Source organism: Cryobacterium sp. N22, from assembly GCF_002929555.1.
In the GTDB taxonomy this organism is placed as follows: Bacteria; Actinomycetota; Actinomycetes; order Actinomycetales; family Microbacteriaceae; genus Cryobacterium.
The window spans coordinates 1-22087 of record NZ_PJJP01000036.1 but is presented as its reverse complement, the minus strand read 5'-3'; the positions used below and the strand labels follow the sequence as shown (position 1 = coordinate 22087).

General features: G+C 67.7%; 17 protein-coding genes and 1 pseudogene. 17 read left to right on the top strand and 1 reads right to left on the bottom strand.

What is annotated here, in order from left to right:
- Positions 1-21: 21 nt before the first annotated feature.
- The 17 genes from CXY76_RS11535 (at position 22) to dnaE (ending at position 21252) form a co-directional block, all read left to right on the top strand.
- Positions 22-1800, top strand: coding sequence for a penicillin-binding protein 2 (locus tag CXY76_RS11535; RefSeq protein ID WP_233199733.1), 1779 nt, complete (start codon positions 22-24; stop codon positions 1798-1800).
- 13 nt (positions 1801-1813) lie between these two features.
- Positions 1814-3388, top strand: a complete 1575-nt coding sequence (locus tag CXY76_RS11530) for a Mur ligase family protein (protein WP_104164970.1) — start codon at positions 1814-1816, stop codon at positions 3386-3388.
- Positions 3389-4807, top strand: coding sequence for a UDP-N-acetylmuramoyl-tripeptide--D-alanyl-D-alanine ligase (gene murF, locus CXY76_RS11525; RefSeq protein ID WP_104164606.1), 1419 nt, complete (start codon positions 3389-3391; stop codon positions 4805-4807). It abuts the gene before it with no gap.
- Positions 4804-5898 (top strand): phospho-N-acetylmuramoyl-pentapeptide-transferase, encoded by a 1095-nt coding sequence (gene mraY, locus CXY76_RS11520; RefSeq protein WP_104164604.1) that lies wholly within the window; start codon positions 4804-4806, stop codon positions 5896-5898. The genes murF and mraY overlap by 4 nt, the downstream gene beginning before the upstream one ends.
- Entirely contained in the window at positions 5898-7439 is a 1542-nt protein-coding gene (gene murD / locus CXY76_RS11515) for a UDP-N-acetylmuramoyl-L-alanine--D-glutamate ligase (protein WP_104164602.1), read from the top strand. The genes mraY and murD overlap by 1 nt, the downstream gene beginning before the upstream one ends.
- The gene (ftsW, locus tag CXY76_RS11510; protein ID WP_104164600.1) at positions 7408-8709 is read left to right on the top strand and encodes a putative lipid II flippase FtsW; all 1302 of its coding nucleotides are present in this window, start codon (positions 7408-7410) and stop codon (positions 8707-8709) included. Before murD ends, ftsW begins: the two co-directional genes overlap by 32 nt.
- Complete coding sequence (locus tag CXY76_RS11505) at positions 8706-9797, top strand: glycosyltransferase (RefSeq protein WP_104164598.1); 1092 nt, start codon at positions 8706-8708, stop codon at positions 9795-9797. Before ftsW ends, CXY76_RS11505 begins: the two co-directional genes overlap by 4 nt.
- Positions 9798-9858: 61 nt before the next feature.
- On the top strand, positions 9859-11271 hold the full coding sequence (murC, locus tag CXY76_RS11500; RefSeq protein WP_104164596.1) for a UDP-N-acetylmuramate--L-alanine ligase: 1413 nt from the start codon (positions 9859-9861) through the stop codon (positions 11269-11271).
- A gap of 181 nt (positions 11272-11452) precedes the next feature.
- Positions 11453-12433 (top strand): FtsQ-type POTRA domain-containing protein, encoded by a 981-nt coding sequence (locus CXY76_RS11495; RefSeq protein ID WP_104164594.1) that lies wholly within the window; start codon positions 11453-11455, stop codon positions 12431-12433.
- Between the two features lie 139 nt (positions 12434-12572).
- Entirely contained in the window at positions 12573-13760 is a 1188-nt protein-coding gene (ftsZ, locus tag CXY76_RS11490; RefSeq protein ID WP_104164592.1) for a cell division protein FtsZ, read from the top strand.
- The gene (locus CXY76_RS11485) at positions 13760-14488 is read left to right on the top strand and encodes a YggS family pyridoxal phosphate-dependent enzyme (RefSeq protein ID WP_104164590.1); all 729 of its coding nucleotides are present in this window, start codon (positions 13760-13762) and stop codon (positions 14486-14488) included. The genes ftsZ and CXY76_RS11485 overlap by 1 nt, the downstream gene beginning before the upstream one ends.
- A gap of 19 nt (positions 14489-14507) precedes the next feature.
- Positions 14508-15014 carry a cell division protein SepF gene (locus CXY76_RS11480; RefSeq protein ID WP_104164588.1) on the top strand — a complete coding sequence of 169 codons (507 nt, stop codon included), beginning with the start codon at positions 14508-14510 and terminating at the stop codon, positions 15012-15014.
- 6 nt (positions 15015-15020) lie between these two features.
- Entirely contained in the window at positions 15021-15317 is a 297-nt protein-coding gene (locus CXY76_RS11475; protein WP_104164586.1) for a YggT family protein, read from the top strand.
- Between the two features lie 136 nt (positions 15318-15453).
- Positions 15454-16140: a DivIVA domain-containing protein gene (locus CXY76_RS11470; RefSeq protein WP_104164584.1), complete on the top strand. Its 687-nt coding sequence runs from the start codon at positions 15454-15456 to the stop codon at positions 16138-16140.
- A complete protein-coding gene (gene lspA, locus CXY76_RS11465; RefSeq protein WP_104164582.1) occupies positions 16130-16705 on the top strand; it encodes a signal peptidase II in 576 nt (191 codons plus the stop codon). The genes CXY76_RS11470 and lspA overlap by 11 nt, the downstream gene beginning before the upstream one ends.
- 8 nt (positions 16706-16713) lie before the next feature.
- Positions 16714-17634: an RluA family pseudouridine synthase gene (locus tag CXY76_RS11460; protein ID WP_104164580.1), complete on the top strand. Its 921-nt coding sequence runs from the start codon at positions 16714-16716 to the stop codon at positions 17632-17634.
- A 150-nt stretch (positions 17635-17784) separates the two neighbouring features.
- On the top strand, positions 17785-21252 hold the full coding sequence (gene dnaE / locus CXY76_RS11455; protein ID WP_104164968.1) for a DNA polymerase III subunit alpha: 3468 nt from the start codon (positions 17785-17787) through the stop codon (positions 21250-21252).
- Between the two features lie 49 nt (positions 21253-21301).
- Here dnaE and CXY76_RS11450 read toward each other — a convergent pair.
- Positions 21302-22087, bottom strand: a pseudogene (locus CXY76_RS11450) (HNH endonuclease); the annotation flags it as partial.

The following is a 22087-nucleotide window of genomic DNA, read 5'->3' as shown; positions in this document are numbered from 1 at the left end:
CCGAACCGGGAGGACCACCACGTGGCGAGAACGAACATGTCCAGCAAGCGCAGGATCGCGGCGACCGTCGTCGTCCTCGTCGCCATCATCGGCGTGTTCGTGGTTCGCCTCGTCGACATCCAAGTGGTGCGCGCTGACACCCTCAGCGCCGATTCCCTGGGCAACCGGTCGGTCGAGAGAACCGTCTACGGCTCGCGCGGCGAGATCCTCGACGCCAACGGCGTTGTCATGGCGGGCACGGTGATGCGTTATGACGTGGCCCTCTCGCCCAAGAACGCGACAACGTTCACCCGCACCGTGGACGACGTGGATACGACCATCACGGTGGCCGATGCCGCTGCCGAGATCGGTGCCGTCATCGGCCAGTCGCCCGAGAAGGTGGTGGCACTGATCAAAGAGTCCCTCGCCGATGACCCCAAATCGGACTACGCCGTCGTGGCCAAGAAGATCGACGTGGACGCGTTCCGTGCCCTCGACGCTCTCGATATCCCGTGGCTCTACCTGTACCAGAACCCCGGCCGGGTCTACCCCAACGGTGCCGTGGCCGGCAACATCGTCGGGTTCGTCTCGTCGGCGGGCGAGGCGCAGGCCGGCCTCGAAGTGGGCCAGGACGCCTGCCTCGCCAGCCACAACGGTTCGGAGACCTACGAGCGCGGCGCCGACGGCGTGCGGCTGCCGCAAAGCACCGTGACGACCGAGGCCGCCTCCGACGGCAGCGACGTCATCACCACCATCGACTCTGACCTGCAGTTCTTCGTGCAGAAGGTGCTCGCCGAGCAGGCCCAGAAGACCGGGGCGGCCTGGGGAAACGTGATCGTGCAGGAGGTCAAGACCGGCAAGCTCGTCGCCGTGGCCGACTACCCGAGTGTCGACCCCAACGACGTCAGCGCCACGACCAACCCCGATGATCGCGGCTCGCGCGCCTTCACGGCCTCCTACGAGCCCGGCTCGACGTTCAAGGCCCTCACGGCCGCATCCGTGCTCGACGCCGGCGTGGCGACGCCCGAATCACAGGTCGTCGCCCCCTACCGGTACCTGCCGGAGAACGGCGCCAACATCAATGACAGCTCGATGCACGACGACCTGCGCCTCACCCTCAGCGGGGTGCTGATCGAGTCGTCCAACACCGGCACGTCTCTGTTCGGCGAGCGTCTGACCGATCAGCAGCGGTACGACTACATGACTAAGTTCGGGGTCGGCACCGAAACCGAGAGCGGCTTCCCCGGCGAAGACCCCGGTATTCTGCACCCCGCCGAGAAGTGGGACAACCAGACCCAATACGCCACGATGTTCGGCCAGGGCCTGACCACGACGGCCCTGCAGGTGTCGAGCATCTACCAGACCATCGCCAACGGCGGCGTCCGGATGCCCGTTCAGCTGGTCTCCGGCTGCCGCACCCCTGACGGCACCCTCACCGACGTCCCCGCGGCAGAGGGCACCCAGGTCGTCTCGGCCGAAGCGGCGCGCGACACCGCGGACATCCTCGAAATGGTCTACCAGAAGGCCTGGCTCGCCGACACCTGGGAAATCCCGGGCTACCGTGCGGCCGCCAAGACCGGTACCGCGCAGATGCCAGACGGCAACGGCGGCTACTCCAAGGGCTATCTGGTCTCGGTGTCGGGCTTCGCTCCGGCCGACGATCCGCAGTACGTCGTTTCGGTGAGTCTGGCCGATCCTGTTAACATGAATTCGTCAGCAGCTCCCGCTCCGGTCTTTCAAGAGGTCATGAGCCAAGTGCTGAAAAAGTACCGGGCAGTTCCCTCGGGCGCCGCCGCGCCTGATCTCCCCGGTACCTGGTAAGAAAGTGAGCCTCGTGACCGATTTGGCACCCTCGGCTCTCCGTCCTCAGCATCCGGTCCCGCGATCGTTGTCAGGACTGGTCGATGAATTTGAGCTTGACGTACGCGGAGACACCCTGAGCCGTGAACTGACCGGCGTGAGCCTCAGCTCGCGCACCGTGCAGCCCGGCGACCTGTTCGTCGGTGTGCCCGGCATGATGATCCACGGGGCATCCCACGCCCGCGCGGCCCGCGAAGCCGGGGCCGTTGCCGTGCTGACCGACGAGGCCGGCGCCCTGCTGGCCGCGGACTGCGGCCTCCCGATCCTCGTCACGGCGGATGTGCGCGCCGCGCTGGGCGCCGTCGCCGCCTGGATCCATCGCACCGCCGAGAACCCCGCGGACCTGTTCGCCGTCACCGGCACCAACGGCAAGACCAGCGTCGTCTACCTGCTGTTCGCCATCCTCAGCCAGCTCGGTGTCGTCGCCGGGCTCACCTCCACGGCGGAGCGCCGGATCGGCGACATCGCCGTGACCAGCGCCCTGACCACTCCGGAGGCCAGCGAACTGCACGCCCTCCTGGCCCGGATGCGCGAAGCCGAGGTGCGCGCCGTCGGTATCGAGGTGTCAGCCCAGGCGATCAGCCGCCACCGGGTCGACGGCCTGGTCTTCGACGTCGCCGGCTTCACGAACCTCTCCCACGACCACCTCGACGACTACGCGTCGATGGAGGAGTACTTCCAGTCCAAGCTGGAGCTCTTCCAGCCCGACCGCTCCCGCCGCGGAGTGGTCACGGTGGACTCCGAGTGGGGCCGCCGCATCGCGGCGGAGAGCCGCATCCCGGTCACCACCCTCGCCAACAACCCCGTGGTCGGGTCGGCCGACGCCGACCGCAGTCCGGTCGATGCGGACTGGCGCATGAACGTCGTGCAGACCGGTGCCCGTTTCACCGAATTCACCCTCGACGGACCCGATGGCCGCCGGCTGCAGACGCGGGTGCCGCTCCTCGGCTGGTACATGGCCGCCAACGCTGCCCTGGCCATCGTGATGCTGGTGGAGAGCGGCTTCGACCTGGCCGCCATCGAGCATGCCCTCACCCGGGACGGCGGCATCAACGCCTACATTCCCGGCCGCGCCGAACTGATCTCCGGAGACCGGGGCCCGCTGGTCTACATCGACTACGGCCACAGCCCTGATGCCTTCCTCAACACCCTCGGTGCGATCCGCGACTCCACCGCCGGGCGCATCATCATGGTGTTCGGCGCCGACGGCGACCGGGACAAGACCAAGCGCGACGCCATGGGCGCCATCGCCGCCCGCGGTGCGGATGCCGTCGTCATCACCGATTTCCATCCGCGATTCGAAGACCCGGCCACCATCAGGGCCACCCTGCTCGCCGCGGCACGCGCGGCAGTACCAGAACGGGAGCTCTACGAGGTCCCCGACCCCGCCACAGCGTTCCGCCGCGCGCTATCGTTGGCCGCGGAGGGCGATGTCGTGCTCTACGCAGGGCCCGGCCACGAGAACTACCAGGAGGTAGCCGGAGTGAAGCTCCCGTATTCAGCCAGGGATGACGCCCGACTCGCACTGCAGGAAGCCGGGTGGCTCTAGATGATCGCCCTGACCCTGGCGGAGATCGCCGCAGCCATGAACGGCACCCTGCAACTCGATTCCACGAACCCGTCCGTGACGGCGGAGTCAGTCGTCGACGGTGCCGTGCACACCGACTCCCGCGAGGTGACCGCCGGCGACATCTTCGTCGCCAAGCCGGGGGAGGAGACCGACGGTCACCTCTTCGCGCCGGCCGCCGTCGCCAACGGAGCCCTCGTCGTCATCGTCGAACGACTCCTCGACCTGCCGGTGGCCCAGATCGTCGTCGGTGACGCCGTCACCGCCCTCGGGGACCTCGCCACCGTATCGATCAGCCGCGCACGATCCGCCGGCTCCCTCAAGGTCATCGGCGTGACCGGGTCCAACGGCAAGACCACCACCAAGAACCTCTTGCGCGCGATCCTCGAACGGGTCGGCCCCACCGTCGCCGCCCGCGCCTCCTTCAACAACGAGGTCGGCGCGCCGCTGACCATGCTCGAAGTCACCCCGCAGACCGAATTCCTCGTCGCGGAAATGGGCGCCAGCGCCGAAGGCGAGATCAGGCGCCTGGTGCGGATGGCCCGGCCCGACATCGGCATCGTCCTCAGCGTCGGGCTGGCCCATGCCGGCGGATTCGGCGGCATCGAGACCACCGTGCGCACCAAGTCCGAAATGGTCACCGACCTCGGACCCGACGACATCGCCGTCCTGAACGTCGACGACCACCGGGTGGCCGGCATGGCTGACCTCACCGCCGCGAGGGTGGTCTGGTTCGGCGAGGGTGAGCGGGCCATGGTGCGCGCCTCCGACATCCACGGCAGCCGAACCGGAACGACATTCACCCTGCACGTGCCCGGAGGCGACAGCCGGCCGGTGTCATTCAGGGTGCTCGGCGAGCACCACGTGATGAATGCCCTGGCCGCCGCCGCTGCCGCCGACGCCCTCGGGGTTCCGCTCGACGACATCGTCGCCGCGCTCGAATCCGTCACCGTCGCCGAACGCTGGCGCATGGAGGTCCTGGGCGGACGGGACGACGTCACCGTCATCAACGACGCCTACAACGCCAGCCCCGATTCGATGACCGCGGCCCTCAAGACCCTCGCCCAGATTCGCACGCCCGACGGACGCACCATCGCGGTGCTCGGCGAGATGAGCGAGTTGGGGGAGCTCTCCGGTGAGGAACACGACAGGATCGGCCTCCTGGCGGTTCGCCTCAACATCTCCCAACTGATCGTGGTCGGCCGCGCCGCCCGCCGAATGCACATCAGCACCATCAACGAGGGGTCTTGGGACGGGGAATCGGCCTACGTCGACACCGCCGACGAGGCCTTCGACCTGCTTCGCGACACCGTGAAGCCCGGCGACACCGTACTCGTCAAATCATCAAATTCAGCCGGACTCCGCTTCCTCGGAGACCGACTGGGAAAGTTGTACTCGTGATAGCCCTCCTCCTGGCCGGAGCGATGTCCCTCGTCTTCACCCTGCTGCTCACCCCGCTGTTCATCAGGCTGTTCCACAAACTCGGCTGGGGCCAGTTCATCCGCGATGACGGACCCAAGAGCCATCACGCCAAGCGCGGCACCGCCACCATGGGCGGCATCATCATCATCGTCGGCGTCCTGGTCAGTTACTTCCTCGCCATGTGGCTGCAACAGCGGCCGCTGACGGCGTCGCCCCTTCTCGTGCTGTTCATGATGGTGGGCCTGGGCCTGGTCGGTTTCCTCGACGACTACCTCAAGACCCGCAACCAGCGCAGCCTCGGCCTCGGCGGCTGGCAGAAGATCGCCGGCCAGGTCGTCGTTGCCGGCGCGTTCGGCTGGATGGCACTGCGGTTCCCCGACAAGTACGGCCAGACCCCGGCCTCCACGCACATCTCGTTCATCAGGGACCTGCCGCTGGACTTCATGAAGCTGGGCACCTTCATCGGTATCGCCGCGTTCATCATCTGGATCTGCCTGATCGTCGCCGCCGCCTCCAACGGTGTCAACGTCACCGACGGTCTCGACGGCCTCGCCACGGGTTCCCTGGTGTTCGCGATCGGCTCGTACATCATCATCGGCTTCTGGCAGTCCAACCAGTCCTGCAACACCGGCGGGTCCGACATCGCCGACATGTACAAGTGTTACGCCGGACCGGACTCCTTCGACCTGGCCATCGTGGCCGCGGCGATCGTCGGCGGGCTCATCGGCTTCCTCTGGTGGAACACCTCGCCGGCGAAAATCTTCCTCGGTGACACCGGTTCGCTCGGCCTCGGCGGGGCACTGGCCGCCCTGGCGATCCTCAGCCGCACCGAACTGCTGCTGGTTCTCATCGGCGGCCTCTTCGTGATCGAGGCCGGTTCGGTCATCGTGCAGCGCGCCTACTTCAAGGTCACCCGCGGCAAACGGATCTTCCTGATGAGCCCGATCCATCACCACTTCGAACTCAAAGGCTGGGCAGAGGTCACCGTCGTGGTGCGTTTCTGGATCATCGGCGGACTGCTCGTGGCCGCCGGCGTCGGAACGTTCTACCTCGAGTGGCTGGCCCGGTGATGGGCGCCCACTCCTTCGACGCTCCAGGCACCGACCGGCTCGACACTCTGACCAGCTGGCACTCCGACTGGTCCGGCCTGCGCGTGGCCGTTCTCGGCCTCGGGATGACCGGATTCGCCGCGGCGGACACCCTGGCCGAACTCGGCGCGGAGGTCCTCGTCGTCGCCGGCCGCGCCCCCGACGAGCGTGCCCGCCTGCTCGAGGTCCTCGGCGTCCCCCTGGTCACCGCCGACCTTGACGCCGCGCCCCCGGCCCTGGTCGAGCACGACGCCGAGCTGGTCATCGTGTCGCCGGGATTCCATCCTGACCACCCGCTGCTGCTGTGGGCCGCCGAACAGGGCATCCCGGTCTGGGGCGACATCGAACTGGCCTGGCGCCTGCGCGACAAGGTCGGCCCCGCTGCACCGTGGATCCTCGTCACCGGCACCAACGGCAAGACCACGACAGTGCAGATCGCCGCGACGATGCTCGCCGCCGGCGGCCACAGGGTCGCCCCCTGCGGCAATATCGGCGTGCCCGTGCTTGACGCCATCCGCGACCCGCAGGGCTGGGACGTGCTCGTGGTCGAGCTGTCCAGCTACCAGCTGCACCACCTGCCGCTGACCGGTCCCGGCGCCCTCGTGCCCGTCTCCAGCGTCTGCCTCAACATCGCCGACGACCACATCGACTGGCACGGATCCGCGAGCGCATACCGCGACGCGAAGGCCAAGGTCTACTCGAACACCACCGTCGCCTGCGTGTACAACAAGGCCGATCCCGCCACGATGCGGATGGTCGAAGACGCCGACGTCAGCGACGGTGCCAGGGCCATCGGCTTCGGCCTGGGTGTGCCGGGGCCCAGCGACCTGGGGATCGTTGACGGCATCCTCTGCGACCGGGCGTTCCTTGAGGACCGGTTCGACAGCGCCATCGAGCTCACCACGATCAGCGACCTCGCCGCCGTCGGACTGGCCGCCCCGCACGTGGTGGCCAACATCCTCGCTGCCGCGGCCCTGGCGCGGTCCTTCGACGTGTCACCGGAGGCCATCCGGGCCGCCCTGGCCACATTCACGCTCGACGCGCACCGCATCGAGGTGGTGGCGATCCGCGACGGCATCAGCTGGATCGATGATTCCAAGGCGACGAACCCGCACGCGGCGGATGCCTCGCTGGCCGCGTTCGACTCCGTCGTCTGGCTGGTGGGCGGCCTGCTGAAGGGCGTCGACATCGGCGACCTCGTGGCCCGGCACGCCGGCCGGCTGCGCGGCGCCGTCGTCATCGGCGTCGAGCGCGAGGAAGTCCTGGCGGCATTCAGGCGACACGCCCCCGCCCTGCGCGTCTTCGAGATCGACTCGGATGACACTGGGGAGGTCATGCCGTCCGCGGTCGTCCTGGCCGCGTCCCTCGCCTCGGCCGGGGACGTCGTCCTGCTGGCGCCGGCGGCGGCATCCATGGACCAGTTCGCGAGCTATGCGGAACGCGGAGCGAAGTTCGCCCAAGCCGTACACGATTATTTGGGAGGTGGGTCGCATGAAGACTCGTCCTCGTACCCGGGTGCCTGAGCGCACCGAGAACCATGGTTCCCACGAACGCGGCAGTACCCTGACGCGGATCAACCTCGGCAGGGTGTTCAGGGCCGAGTCCACGAACTACCTGCTGCTCCTGGGCACCACGCTCTTCCTGGTCGTCTTCGGCCTGGTCATGGTGCTGTCCTCCTCGTCGGTGGACTCCTACCTCGAGGACGCCGGATTCTTCGGCGGGCTGTTCAGGCAGGGCATCTTCGCGGTACTCGGAATCCCGCTGATGCTGGTGATCAGCCGGCTGCCCGTGACCTTCTGGAAACGCGTCGCCTGGCCGGCGCTGGCCGCGGCCTGCTTCTTCCAGTGCCTCGTGATCTTCACCCCGCTCGGCGTCACCGTCGCCGGAAACACCAACTGGCTCTCGATCGCCGGGGTGCAGTTCCAGCCCTCCGAGGCCATCAAGGTCGCCCTGGTGATCTGGCTCGGCGTGATCCTCGCCCAGAAGAAAGACAAGCTCGACGACTGGCGACACGTGTACATCCCCGTGTTCGGCGTCGGCGGCGGGGCGGTCATGCTGGTGATGATCGGCGGCGACCTCGGAACCGTGATCATCATGGCCGGGATCCTGTTCGGCGCGCTGTTCTTCGCCGGGTTGCGGTTGCGGATGCTCGCTCTGCCCCTGATCGTCGGCGGGGTGGCCGGCATCCTGCTCGCCATCAGCAGCGAGAACCGGATGACCCGCATCCTCAGCTTCGCCGCGGAGGGCTGCGACGAGCTGAAGGGCACCATCTCCGCCGCGTGCTGGCAGCCCCTGCACGGCACCTGGGCGCTGGCCAACGGGGGAGTGTTCGGCGTCGGTCTGGGTAACTCCAAGGCCAAGTGGTCCTGGCTGCCCGCCGCCGACAACGACTACATCTTCGCCATCATCGGCGAGGAGCTCGGATTGATCGGCTGCATCGTCGTTCTGCTGATGTTCGTCCTGCTGGCCTTCGCGTTCATCCGCATCATGCGCGGCACCGCCAACATGCAGATCAAGGTCACCACCGCGGCCGTCATGGTCTGGATCATCGGCCAGGCCCTCGTGAACGTCGGCGTGGTCCTGGGCGTTCTCCCGGTCCTCGGGGTGCCACTGCCGCTGATCTCCGCTGGTGGCACGGCGCTGCTGACCACCCTCGCCGCCATCGGTGTGGTGTTGTCCTTCGCCCGCAGCGATCACAACCTGAACGAGGACTCCAAGACCCGCGACAGTGCGGTCGCACCCGCACGCCCGGCTCCCGTCGGTGCCGCACCGAAACGAGGAACCACCCGATGACTACGTACCTGCTGGCCGGGGGCGGCACCGCCGGCCACGTCAACCCGCTGCTCGCCGTCGCCGACGCGCTCCGCCTGCGCGACGCCGACGCGACGGTCCTCGTCCTCGGCACGGCGGAGGGCCTCGAGTCCCGGCTGGTCCCCGAACGCGGCTACGAACTGCTGATCGTCCCGCGGCTGCCCTTCCCTCGTCGGCCCAATCGTGCGGCGCTCGGCTTCCTGCCCAAATTCAATCGCGCCATCAACGATGTAGCCGCCATCCTGCGCGACCGCCGGGTCGATGTCGTCGTCGGTTTCGGCGGATATGTCGCCACGCCGGCCTACCTGGCCGCGCGCCGGGCCGGCGTGCCGATCGCCATCCACGAGGCCAACGCCAAGCCCGGGCTGGCCAACCGCGTCGGCGCCGCGCTGACGCGCTCGGTCGGGGTGGCCTTCGCCGGCACCCGGCTTCGCCACGCCAGGGTCGTCGGCATGCCGCTGCGCCGGGAAATCGAGACTCTCGACAGGGCCGGCTCCCGCGCGGCCGGGTTGGCCTTCTTCGGCCTCGCCGCCGACCTGCCGACCCTGCTCGTCACGGGCGGCTCGCTCGGCGCCCGCCGCATCAACCGCACCGTCGTGGATTCCGCCACGACCCTGACCGAGGCCGGCTGGCAGGTGCTCCACATCACCGGCAACGCCGCGGAAGTCGAGGACCCCAAGCTGCCCGGCTACCGGATGATCGCCTACTGCGACCGGATGGATCTGGCGCTCTCCGTCGCCGACTTCGCGGTCTCCCGCGCCGGAGCCGCCACCGTCTGTGAACTGAGCGCCCTCGGGATCCCCGCCGTGTTCGTGCCGTACCCTGTCGGCAACGGCGAGCAGCGATTCAACGCCGCCGACGTCGTGGCCGCCGGCGGTGGCATCCTCGTCGACGACGCCGCCTTCCTGCCCGGCTGGGTCCAGGCGGAGTTGCTGCCGGTCCTCGCGGAGCCCCAGCGCATCCACAGCATGAGCGCCGCCGCCCTGTCCGCCGGTGTGCTCGACGGCACCGCCCGCACGATCGCCCTCATCGACGAGGCGGCGGGTGCGACCGCTCCGCACTCCGCGTAACGTTGACCCAGACCCGCGTCACCCGCGCCACCCACGCACCGCCAGCCAGAAAGACATTCACGTGATCAAGCCTGACCTGACCCTGATAGTTCCCGAAGACCTGGGCGTTGTGCACTTCGTCGGCATCGGCGGCTCGGGAATGAGCGGCATCGCCCGTCTGTTCCTGGCCGCGGGCCACACCGTGACCGGCTCCGACTCGCGCGACTCCGACAACGTGCAAGCGCTCCGCGAACTGGGCGCGACCATCAGCATCGGGCACGATGCGGCCAACGTCGGCGACGCCGACAGCCTCGTCGTCACCGGCGCCCTGTGGCAGGACAACCCCGAATACGTTCTCGCCACCGAACGCGGTCTCCCGGTGCTGCACAGGTCCCAGGCGCTGGCCTGGCTGATCCGCTCGCACCGCCTCGTCTCTGTCGCCGGCGCCCACGGCAAGACCACCTCCACGGGCATGATCGTCACCGGCCTGCTCGGCCTCGGCCAGGACCCCAGCTTCGTCAACGGCGGGGTGATCGAATCCCTCGGCGTCAGCGCCGGCAGCGGAGCCGACGACCTCTTCGTGGTGGAGGCCGACGAGTCCGACGGCTCATTCCTGCTCTACAACACCAACGTCGCGCTCATCGCCAACGTCGACCCCGACCACCTCGACCACTACGGCTCGCTCGAGGCCTTCGAAGCGGCCTTCGTCGAATTCGCCCAGAACGCCGACGAATTCGTCGTGGTCTCCTCGGACGACCCTGGTGCCGTGCACGTCACCGCCCAGCTCACCGACAAGCGCACCATCACCTTCGGCGAGGCCGACGACGCCACGGCGAGGGTGCACTCCATCGGCACCAGCGGCCCCGTGAGCTTCACCGTGAACTGGGACGGCGTCGACTACTCCGCCACCCTGCGCATCCCCGGCCGCCACAACGCCATCAACGCGGCCGGCGCCTTCGCCGTGCTCGTGGGACTCGGCTTCGAGCCGGCCGCCACGCTCGAGGCGATCTCGGCCTTCGGCGGCACCGAGCGACGGTTCGAACTGCACGGAACCGTGCGCGGCGTGAGCGTCTACGACGACTACGCCCACCACCCCACCGAGGTCGCCGCGGCGCTGTCCGCCGCACGCACGGTGGTCGGCGAGGGCCGGATCATCGCCGTGCACCAGCCGCACCTATACAGCCGCACCCGGCTGTTCGCCCAGGAGTTCGCCGACACCCTGGAGAAGTACGCCGACGAGACCATCGTGCTCGCGGTCTACGGCGCCCGCGAAGACCCCGAACCCGGAGTGACCGGTGCGCTGGTCTCCGAACGTTTCCAGGACCCGGCCCATGTCGCCTACATCCCGGAATGGCAGGACGCCGCCGACTACCTCGGCACCATCGCCAGGGACGGTGACTTCGTCGTGACACTCGGCTGTGGCGATGTGTACCGCATCGTTCCGCAGCTGCTCGAGTCTCTCGCCGAGGAGTCGGCCGCGGGAGCGCGCGGATGAGGCACCGTCCGGGCGCTCACGCATGAAGCGTCCCGCAGGTCCAGCGGCGCGACCGGCGGCGTCGCCCACGCCGCCACGTACACCTGAGCCGCGCCAGGAGCCTGCCCGCGGGCCCGCCAGGCCGGCTGCGGGCCGGAGCGCCTCCCGGAGCACCGCCGCCTCCCGTGCCGAGCCTGAGGCGGTGACCGAGCCCATCGTGTTGCCGACCAGCGACGCGTCCGACACCTCAGCGTCCGACACCGCGGCGCCTGACACCTCAGCGCCTGACTCCGCAGCGCCTGACACCCACACGCCCCGGCGCCGCCCGGGCGGCTTCAGCCTGCCGAAACGCGGTGCCAAGGCCGCCGGCGCACAGGACGCCCCGGCCGCGTCGACAGCGGGGGAGACCCCGCTGACAGCGCGAGCGGCCCGCGGCCGGCTGCGAGCGGCGCGGCGCGCCCGCAAGCAGTACGAGCGCAGCGAGGTGCGTCGCTTCACCTCCCGCTCCCGCCACCGCCGCAATCTCTGGCTCGCCGCCGGCGGCACCGTTCTCGCCCTGGTGGCCTTCGTCCTCGTCGGGGTGTTCTCCCCGCTGATGGCGTTGCGCACCATCGAGATCACCGGCACCAACCGCATCGCGGCCGCTGACGTGGCCCAGGCGCTCGAGGGGCAGCTGGGTACCCCGCTGCCGCTGCTGGACCTCGCCGAGGTGAAGGGGCAACTGAGCGAATTCAGCCTGATCCGCAGCTACGTCACCGAGAGCCGGCCGCCGGACACCCTCGTGGTGCGCATCGTCGAACGGGAGCCCGTCGGCGCGATCACCTCCGCAGCCGGCTTCGACCTCGTCGACGCCGCCGGTGTGGTCATCCAGAGCGGGCCGGACCGGCCACCGGGCTACCCCCTCGTCGACGCCGCCGGCGGGGCCAGCGGCGCCGGATTCCAGGCCGCGGTCGCCGTGGTCGGAGCGTTGCCGGAGGGCATCCGCGGCCAGCTCGACACCGTGACGGCCGCCACCAAGGACGACGTCACGCTCACCCTGGGTGGGGGAGCGCGGGTGGTCTGGGGCAACGCCGAACGAAGCGAGTACAAGGCCCTCGTTCTGGCGGCATTGCTCGTGAGCCACCCCGTGGGCAGCGTGACCGAATACGACGTGTCATCGCCGGACAGCGCCGTTGTTCGCTGAGATCCGACTGGGCATTCGCGACACGCGGGCGCGCCTCCCCAAGCCACCACCGGTGGCACCTAACTTCGAATTTAGAATTGCATACTCAGAATAACTTTAAGCCTCGACTAGAGGTTTAGGGTTCCACCGGAGGCCGGACGTGTCAACTAATCAGAACTACCTAGCAGTCATCAAGGTTGTTGGAATTGGCGGCGGCGGCGTGAACGCCGTCAACCGCATGATCGAGCTCGGCCTCCGAGGGGTCGAATTCATCGCCATCAATACGGATGCCCAGGCACTCCTGATGAGCGATGCAGACGTCAAGCTCGACGTCGGCCGCGACCTCACCAGAGGTCTCGGCGCCGGAGCTGACCCCGAGGTCGGCCGTCGCGCCGCCGAGGACCACGCCGAGGAAATCGAAGAAGCGCTGGCCGGAGCCGACATGGTCTTCGTCACCGCCGGCGAGGGCGGCGGTACCGGTACCGGTGGCGCCCCCGTCGTCGCTCGGATCGCCAAGTCGATCGGCGCCCTGACCATCGGTGTCGTCACCAAGCCGTTCGGCTTCGAGGGCAAGCGCCGCCAGGCGCAGGCCGAGACCGGTGTCGCCTCGCTCAAGAACGAGGTCGACACCCTCATCGTCGTGCCGAACGACCGCCTGCTGGAAATCAGCGACCGCGGCATCAGCATGCTCGAGGCCTTCGCCACCGCCGACCAGGTGCTCCTCGCCGGTGTGCAGGGAATCACCGACCTGATCACCACCCCCGGGCTGATCAACCTCGACTTCGCCGACGTCAAGTCGGTCATGCAGGGAGCCGGTTCCGCCCTCATGGGCATCGGTTCCTCGCGCGGAGCGGACCGGGCCATCAAGGCGGCGGAACTCGCCGTGGCCTCGCCCCTGCTCGAGGCGTCGATCGATGGCGCCCACGGCGTGCTGCTCTCCATCCAGGGTGGCTCGAACCTCGGTATCTTCGAGATCAACGACGCCGCCCGCCTGGTGCAGGAAGCCGTGCACCCCGAGGCCAACATCATCTTCGGTGCCGTCATCGACGACACCCTCGGTGACGAGGTGCGCGTCACCGTCATCGCCGCGGGCTTCGACGGCGGTGAGCCCGGCGCCAAGGTCGCCGAGGTTCGTCGCTCCGACCTGGTCGCGGCCGGTGTGGCCGCGGGAGTCTCCGGTGGCGCCGCCGGTGCCATTGCCGGTGCCTCGGCCGCATCCGACAGCGCCCCGGTCGCCGAGCCCGCCGGTTCGGTCTGGTCGACCGATTCCGCGGCGAGCACCCCAGTCGCCGACCCGGCGTTCGAGGACGATTCAGACGACCTGGACATCCCCGACTTCCTCAAGTAATGACCGACCCGGACCTCTCCCAACGGCTGGCGAACGTGCGCGGCGGCATAGCCGACGCCGCACGGCTCGCCGGTCGCTCGGTGGATGACATCACCACGGTGGTGGTGACCAAATTCCAGCCGGTCTCGCTGGTGCGTGAGCTCCTCGAGCTCGGCGTGCGCGATTTCGGGGAGAGCCGGCACCAGGAAGCCCAGGTGAAGGCGGCCGAACTGGCCGGGTCCGGCATCCGCTGGCATTTTGTGGGCCAGGTTCAGGGCAAGAAGGCCCGCCAGGTGCGGGCCTACTCGTCGGTCATCCACTCGGTGGACCGGGAGTCTCTCGTAGCCGGCCTGGCCACCCCGGTGGCCGACCAGGGCGAGAGCACCGCCGAGCTGGACAGCTCGGTGGTGGACTGCTTCGTGCAGGTCAACCTCACCGAGGACCCGGCCAGGGGCGGGGTGTCCATTCCGGACCTCGCGCCGCTGGTGGAACGAGTCCTGTCGGCCCCGGGCCTCAGGCTGCTCGGGCTCATGGCCGTCGCCCCGCTCGGCGCGGAGCCGAAGCGCTCGTTCGCCCTGGTCAGTGAGCTGGGCGCCCAGATGCGCGGCATCGCTCCCGACGCCAGGTACCTGTCGATGGGAATGTCCCAGGACTACGCGGCCGCCATCGCCGAAGGCGCGACACACCTGCGAATTGGCACCGCAATCACCGGGAATCGCCCGGCAGCGGTTAATCTGAAAACGTCGTAATACCAACACGGAGGTCGAGATGTCCAACCCGCTCAAGAAAACCATGGTCTACCTGGGTCTGGCAGACGAAGAGCTGGAATATGAGGCGCCCGCAGCGGCTCCCGTCTCCACTCTCCCCACCCAGTCAGCCCATGTCGCGTCGTCCCACGCCACTCCGGCGAACGGATCGCACTCGTCCGGCCGCGCACCGGTCACGCCGTTGCACAAGACCTCCACCCCCAAGAATGTTGTCGTGTCCGAAATGAACGAGATCCTTACCGTCCACCCTCGCCAGTACCGCGATGCTCAGGTGATCGCCGAGTCCTTCCGTGATGGAATCCCGGTCATCATCAACCTCTCCCAGATGAGCGATGCCGATGCTCGCCGTCTCATCGACTTCGCCAGCGGCCTGTCCCAGGGCCTCTACGGCAAGATCGAGCGCGTCACGGCCAAGGTCTTCCTGCTGTCGCCGTCGCACGTCGTCATCTCCGGCGACAACGCCGTCGAGGAGGGGGACGCCGATTCCTCCTTCTTCGCCCAGTCATAACCCGACGTGTCCGTAGTCAACCTGGTCCTGGGGATCGCGTACTACCTCCTGCTCCTGTACTTCTTCGTGATGTGGGGCCGATTCATCGTCGACCTGGTGCGGGGGATCAACAGGTCGTGGCGGCCGCACGGGTTCGTCCTGGTTCTCATTGAGCTCGTTTACACGCTCACCGACCCGCCGATCAATTTCTTCCGTCGCATCTTCCCGCCGCTCCGCATCGGCCCGATCGCGTTCGATTTCGGCTGGAGCCTGACCATGCTCTGCTGCATCATCGGAATGTGGATTACGGCGATTCGGTTCTGACACGCAGCCCCATCAGGGCCTCGGCATGTATTCTTGATCGATAACGGCCAACCGGCCCGGTACAACACCGAGTGCCAGTTGGTCGTAAGCACGTGTTCGCACAACTGTTCGCAATTAAGTTTTGAGGTGGAAAGCCATGGCGCTAACTCCGGAAGATGTAGTCAACAAGAGGTTCCAGTCGACCAAGTTCCGCGAGGGATATGACCAGGACGAGGTTGACGACTTCCTCGACGAGGTCGTTGTCGAGCTGCGACGCCTGACCCAGGAGAACGAGGACCTCAAGGCCCGTCTCTCCGGCGGCGAGGGCGCACCTGTCAGTGCTGCTCCGGTCAGTGCAGCAGCGGCCAAGGCCGCTGAGCCCGTCAACACCCCTGAGCCCGTCGCAGAGCCCGTCGCTGCCGTCGTGCCCGAGCCCGTCGCAGCAGCACCCGTCGCCCCGGCGCCGGTTGCCGAGCCGATCGACGAGACCGCCGGCACGACGAACCTGTTGCAGCTGGCCCGCCGCCTGCACGAGGAGCACGTCAAGGAAGGCGCCGAGAAGCGCGACGCCCTGATCGCCGAGGGCCACGCCACGGCCGCCCGCGTTATCGCGGAGTCCGAAGCCAAGCAGCGCGCGCAGATCAACGTACTCGACAAGGAGCGTGCCGTCCTCGAGAACAAGATCGAGGAACTGCGCACCTTCGAGCGCGAATACCGCCAGAAGCTGAAGAGCTACATCGAGGGTCAGCTGCGCGACCTCGACTCCACGTCGCCCGTCGGCGCGGGTGCGGGCAAGGACTCGGGCAACTCGCCGAAGGCGAGCTTCCAGGGCTTTGGCGCGTAACAACCCGACGAAGGTCAGTTACCGCGCACTACTCGTCCTGGCCCTCGTGGCCGTGGGCGGGTACGCGTTTGATCAGATCAGCAAGGCCCTCGTCGTCCGCGGGATGATCGAGGGCGAGAGCGCCCGGGTTCTGGGTGATGTGCTTCAACTGCACTTCATCCGGAACCCCGGCGCGGCATTCTCCTTCGCCACCGGCCTCACCTGGGTGTTCTCACTCGTTGCGGCCGGTGTCGTCGTGTTTGTCGTGTGGTTCGCCCCACGCATCCGCTCGAGCCTCTGGGCGATCGTCTTCGGTCTCCTGCTCGGCGGTGTGCTCGGCAACCTGACCGACCGACTGTTCCGTGAGCCATCCTTCGGCCTCGGACACGTCGTCGACTTCATCTACACCCCGTGGATGATGCCGGCGATCTACAACATCGCGGACTGCTGCATCGTGGTGAGCATGGCGCTCTTCATGCTCCTCACCCTGCGCGGCATCGGCCTCGACGGCCGCCGCACCCCGGCATCCGACCCGGATGCAGCCGAACCGGCCGGCGACCCGGCCCCTCTCGCCACCACCAACTGAACGGCATTATGGAAAACCGAGCCCTTCCCCTGCCCGATGGCCTGGACGGTGCACGCGTTGACGCGGGCATCGCCAAGCTGTTCGGCTTCTCCCGCAGCTTCGCGGCCGAAATCGCCGAGTCCGACGGGGTCACCCAGGACGGTGTCGTGGTCGGCAAGTCGGACAAGCTGCGCGCCGGAGCCTGGCTCGACGTGAGCTGGGCACCCAAGCAGGACCTCGTCATCGTGCCCATCGCGGTACCCGATCTGACGATCGTGCACGACGACGACGACATCGTCGTCGTCAACAAGCCGTCCGGTGTCGCCGCCCACCCCAGCGTGGGCTGGACCGGCCCGACGGTGCTCGGCGCCCTATCCGCCGCCGGCTACCGCATCGCCACATCCGGAGCATCCGAACGCGCCGGCATCGTGCACCGCCTCGACGTCGGAACCAGCGGCCTCATGGTCGTCGCGAAGTCCGAGAACGCCTACACACACCTCAAGCGGGCCTTCCATGACCGCGAGGTCGACAAGATCTACCACGCCGTCGTGCAGGGCCACCCCGACCCGTCGAGCGGCACGATCGACGCGCCCATCGGGCGCCACCCGCGCTCGGATTGGAAGTTCGCCGTGGTCGCCGGGGGCAAGGACTCCGTCACGCACTACGAGACCCTCGAGGCATTCCCCTCTGGGTCGCTGCTCGAGGTGCACCTCGAGACCGGTCGCACCCACCAGATCCGGGTGCACATGGCCGCCCAGCGTCATCCCTGTGTCGGCGACGCCATGTACGGTGCCGACGCGAAGATCTCCGCCAGGCTCGGCCTCACCCGGCAGTGGCTGGTGGCCAAGCAGCTCTCCTTCGATCACCCGTCCAGCGGCGAGTGGGTCACCTTCAACGCCGAGTACCCGGACGACCTGGCCAACGCTCTGCGCATTCTGCGCGGCGATTAGGCCGCGTTGATCAGAGCAGGGGCGTCTTCCTGCGCTTAGGCTGGAAGACCCGCAACCCCTCTTCATCAGATAAACCCCAGAGCAGCTGGAGCAGTCGTGTCGCCGCAGAATGATTCGTTCGTCCACCTCCACGTGCACAGCGAGTACTCCATGCTCGACGGCGCCGCGCGGGTCAAACCGCTGATTGCCGCCGCAGTCGAGCAGGGCATGCCCGCGATCGCCGTCACCGACCACGGCAACGTGTTCGGCGCTTTCGACTTCTGGAAGACGGCCACGGATGCCGGCATCAAGCCCATCATCGGTACCGAGGCGTACATCACGCCCGGCACCGACCGCCGCGACAAGACCCGGGTCAAGTGGGGCACCAACGCCCAGAACCGCGACGACGTCGGCGGTAGCGGCGCGTACACCCACATGACCCTGCTCTCGGAGAACACCGAGGGAATGCACAACCTGTTCAGGCTGTCGTCGCTCGCGTCGCTCGAGGGCTACTACTTCAAGCCGCGGATGGACCGCGAACTGCTCAGCACCTATTCCAAGGGCCTGATCGGCACCACCGGATGCGTCGGCGGGGAGGTGCAGACCCGGTTGCGGCTCGGCCAGTACGACGAGGCCAGGCAGGCGGCGGGGGAGCTGCGCGACATCTTCGGCAAGGACAACTTCTTCTGCGAGGTCATGGACCACGGCATCGACATCGAGCGCCGCACCATGACCGACCTGCTCAAGCTGGCCAAAGAACTCGACCTGCCGCTGGTGGCCACCAACGACCTGCACTACACGCACGCCCACGACGCCACCGCGCATGCCGCGCTGCTCTGTGTGCAGTCGGCGTCGACACTGGACGACCCCAACCGGTTCAAGTTCGACTCCAACGAGTTCTACCTCAAGACCGCCGCCGAGATGCGGCACCTGTTCCGGGACAACCCCGAGGCCTGCGACAACACCCTGCTCATCGCCGAGCGGTGCGAGGTCAAGTTCAACACCTCGGCCAACTACATGCCCCGGTTCCCCACCCCGGAGGGCGAGAACGAGGAGAGCTGGTTCATCAAGGAGACCGAGCTCGGCCTGCTCCGGCGCTACCCGAACGGCATCACGGCGGCGGTGCGCAAGCAGGCCGACTATGAGGTCGGCGTCATCACCCAGATGGGCTTCCCCGGCTACTTCCTCGTGGTCGCGGACTTCATCAACTGGTCCAAGGAGAACGGCATCAGGGTCGGCCCAGGCCGTGGCTCCGGCGCCGGCTCGATGGTCGCGTACGCCATGGGCATCACCGACCTCGACCCGCTGGTGCACGGCCTGATCTTCGAGCGCTTCCTCAACCCCGACCGCGTCTCCATGCCCGACTTCGACGTCGACTTCGACGATCGTCGCCGCGGCGAGGTCATCCATTACGTCACGGAGAAGTACGGCTCCGAGCGCGTTGCGCAGATCGTCACCTACGGCACCATCAAGGCCAAGCAGGCGCTGAAGGACTCCAGCCGGGTGCTCGGTTTCCCGTTCGGTATGGGTGACAAGCTCACTAAGGCCATGCCGCAGCCCATCATGGGCAAGGACATGCCGCTCACCGGCATGTTCGACAAGGATCACCCCCGCTACCGCGAGGCGGGCGACTTCCGCGCCGTCATCGAGACGGATGCCGAGGCGCGCACGGTCTTCGACACCGCGCTGGGCATCGAGAACCTCAAGCGCCAGTGGGGTGTGCACGCCGCCGGCGTGATCATGTCGTCCGACCCGCTCATCGACATCATCCCGATCATGCGCCGCGAGGCCGACGGCCAGATCGTCACTCAGTTCGACTACCCGGCCTGCGAGAGCCTCGGCCTGATCAAGATGGACTTCCTGGGGCTGCGGAATCTCACCATCATCGACGACACCCTCGACAACATCGCGGCCAACCGCGGACACCGGCCCGTGCTCGAGGACCTCGGCCTGGACGACCCGCTGGCCTACGAGCTGCTCGCCCGCGGTGACACCCTCGGGGTGTTCCAGCTTGACGGCGGTCCGATGCGCTCACTCTTGCGCAGCATGAAGCCCGACAACTTCGAAGACATCTCCGCCGTCATCGCGCTCTACCGCCCCGGCCCCATGGGCGCGAACTCGCACACCAACTACGCCCTGCGCAAGACCGGGCAGCAGGAGATCATCCCGATCCACAAGGAGCTCGAGGAGCCCCTCAAGGACATCATCGGCGGCACCTACGGGCTCATCGTGTACCAGGAGCAGGTGATGTCGATCGCACAGAAGCTGGCCGGGTTCACCCTGGGCCAGGCCGACCTGCTGCGTCGCGCGATGGGCAAGAAGAAGAAGTCCGAGCTGGACAAGCAGTTCGAGGGCTTCTCCGGCGGAATGATGGCCAACGGTTACTCGATGGAAGCTGTTACCACCGTGTGGAACATCCTTCTACCGTTCTCCGACTACGCCTTCAACAAGGCCCACTCCGCCGCCTACGGCGTGCTGTCCTACTGGACCGCCTACCTGAAGGCGCACTATCCCGCCGAGTACATGGCGGCCCTGCTGACCAGTGTCGGCGACGCCCGCGACAAGCTCGCGCTGTACCTCAACGAGTGCCGCCGCATGGGTATCCAGGTGCTGCCGCCGGACGTGAACGAGTCGATCGGGTTCTTCGCCGCCGTCGGCACCGACATCCGCTTCGGCCTGGGCGCCGTGCGCAACGTCGGCTTCAACGTGGTCGAAGCCATCCGCGCCGCCCGCACCGAGAAGGGCGACTTTGAGTCGTTCCATGACTTCCTCCGCAAGGTGCCGCTCCAGGTCACGAACAAGCGCACCGTCGAGTCGCTGATCAAGTCCGGCGCCTTCGACTCCCTCGGCGCCACCCGCCGCGCCATGTTCGAGATCCACGAAGGCGCAGTCGACTCCGCCGTCAAGATCAAGCGCGACGAGTCACACGGCATGGTCGGCTTCGACTTCGACAGCCTCTTCGACGACCCGCAGGAGACCGACCAGGTACCGGAGCGGCCGGAGTGGAGCAAGAAGGAGAAGCTCGCGCTGGAGCGCGACATGCTCGGCCTCTACGTCTCCGACCACCCGTTGGCCGGCCTCGAGATTCCGCTGGCCAAGCACGCCAGCACCACGATCACCGATCTGATCAGTTCGGAGCACACGCAGGACGCCGACACCGTCACGGTGGCCGGTCTGATCACCAATGTGCAGCACCGCATCGCCAAGAAGTCCGGTAACCAGTACGGCATCATCTCGGTGGAGGACTTCGGCGGTGAGATCGACGTGATGTTCATGGGCAAGGCGTACCAGGAGTTCTCCCTGGACCTCGTCAGCGACTCCGTCGTGGTGGTGCGCGGCCGGGTGAGCATGCGCGATGACGGCATGAACCTGCACGCGTACAGCATCTTCGCGCCCGAGCTCGGGCAGGCCTCCGATCACGGCACCCTGTCGATCACGTTGTTCGAGGCGCGAGCCACGACGGATACCGTCACCCAGCTCGGCGAGGTGCTCAAACGGCACGGTGGCACCTCGGAGGTGCGTCTGAAGCTCATCAAGGGCGACACCGCCCGCGTCTTCGAGCTGCCGACCCGCGTCACTGTCACCGCCGACCTCTTCGGCGAGCTCAAGAGCCTCCTGGGTCCGTACTGCCTCACCTGACCTGGTACCTGGACGGGCTTGGGCTGCGTTCGGGCGGCGAGACCGCGGGTCAGAACGGCGGGTTCTCGGGCACCGGTGGTGTCGGCTTCCGGGTCGGCCGGTGTCGCAGCGCCAGGTAGCTCTCATCCGCTGGCCGCTTCCGGGTCTTGGGCCCCACCACCGGTGGCCGGGGCCGGGGCGGCCCCATCGGGTTGGCGGGGTCGGTGCGGTAGCTGCGTTTTCCCGGTGAGGTCCAGAGCAGGATGCCGCCGGGTTCCTGGGTCACTCGCCACTGCGAGAGGTGCTTGAGCCGGTGGTGTGGTTCGCAGAGGTGGGCGAGGTTGTCGCAGTCGGTTCTGCCGCCGCCGGCCCAGCCGTCGGTGTGATCGACGTCGCTTGTGACCGCCGGGCGGGAGCAGCCGGGGAACCGGCAGGTCTCGTCGCGCACTCGCAGCCATTTCTTCATGGCCTTGGTGTTCTTGTGCTGGGTTTTGCCCAGGGAGAGCACCACCCCGGTTTCCGGGTGGGTCAGCAGCCGGGTGAAGCTCGGTGCGTGTCCGGCGATCTCTCTCGCTGCCTCGGGTGAGATGGGCCCGTAGCCTTCGAGGGTGGCGGGTTCCTCGTCCAGGCCCAGCAGGGTGAGCACCGGCACGGTGATCATGACCGTGCCGCGGATCCCGGCTCCCATCCCGTCGGGCGTGATGCCGTCCAGCAGCAGCGCCCGGGTGATGTCCGCGCGGAGCTGGTCCAGGCTCCGCTTGCTCTGCTCCTGGTTGATCTCTGAGTCGGCGCCCGCTGGCGTCGGGTCACCTGTCTTTTTCAGGCTCCCGGCCATGCCGTTGATCCGGTCGTAGGC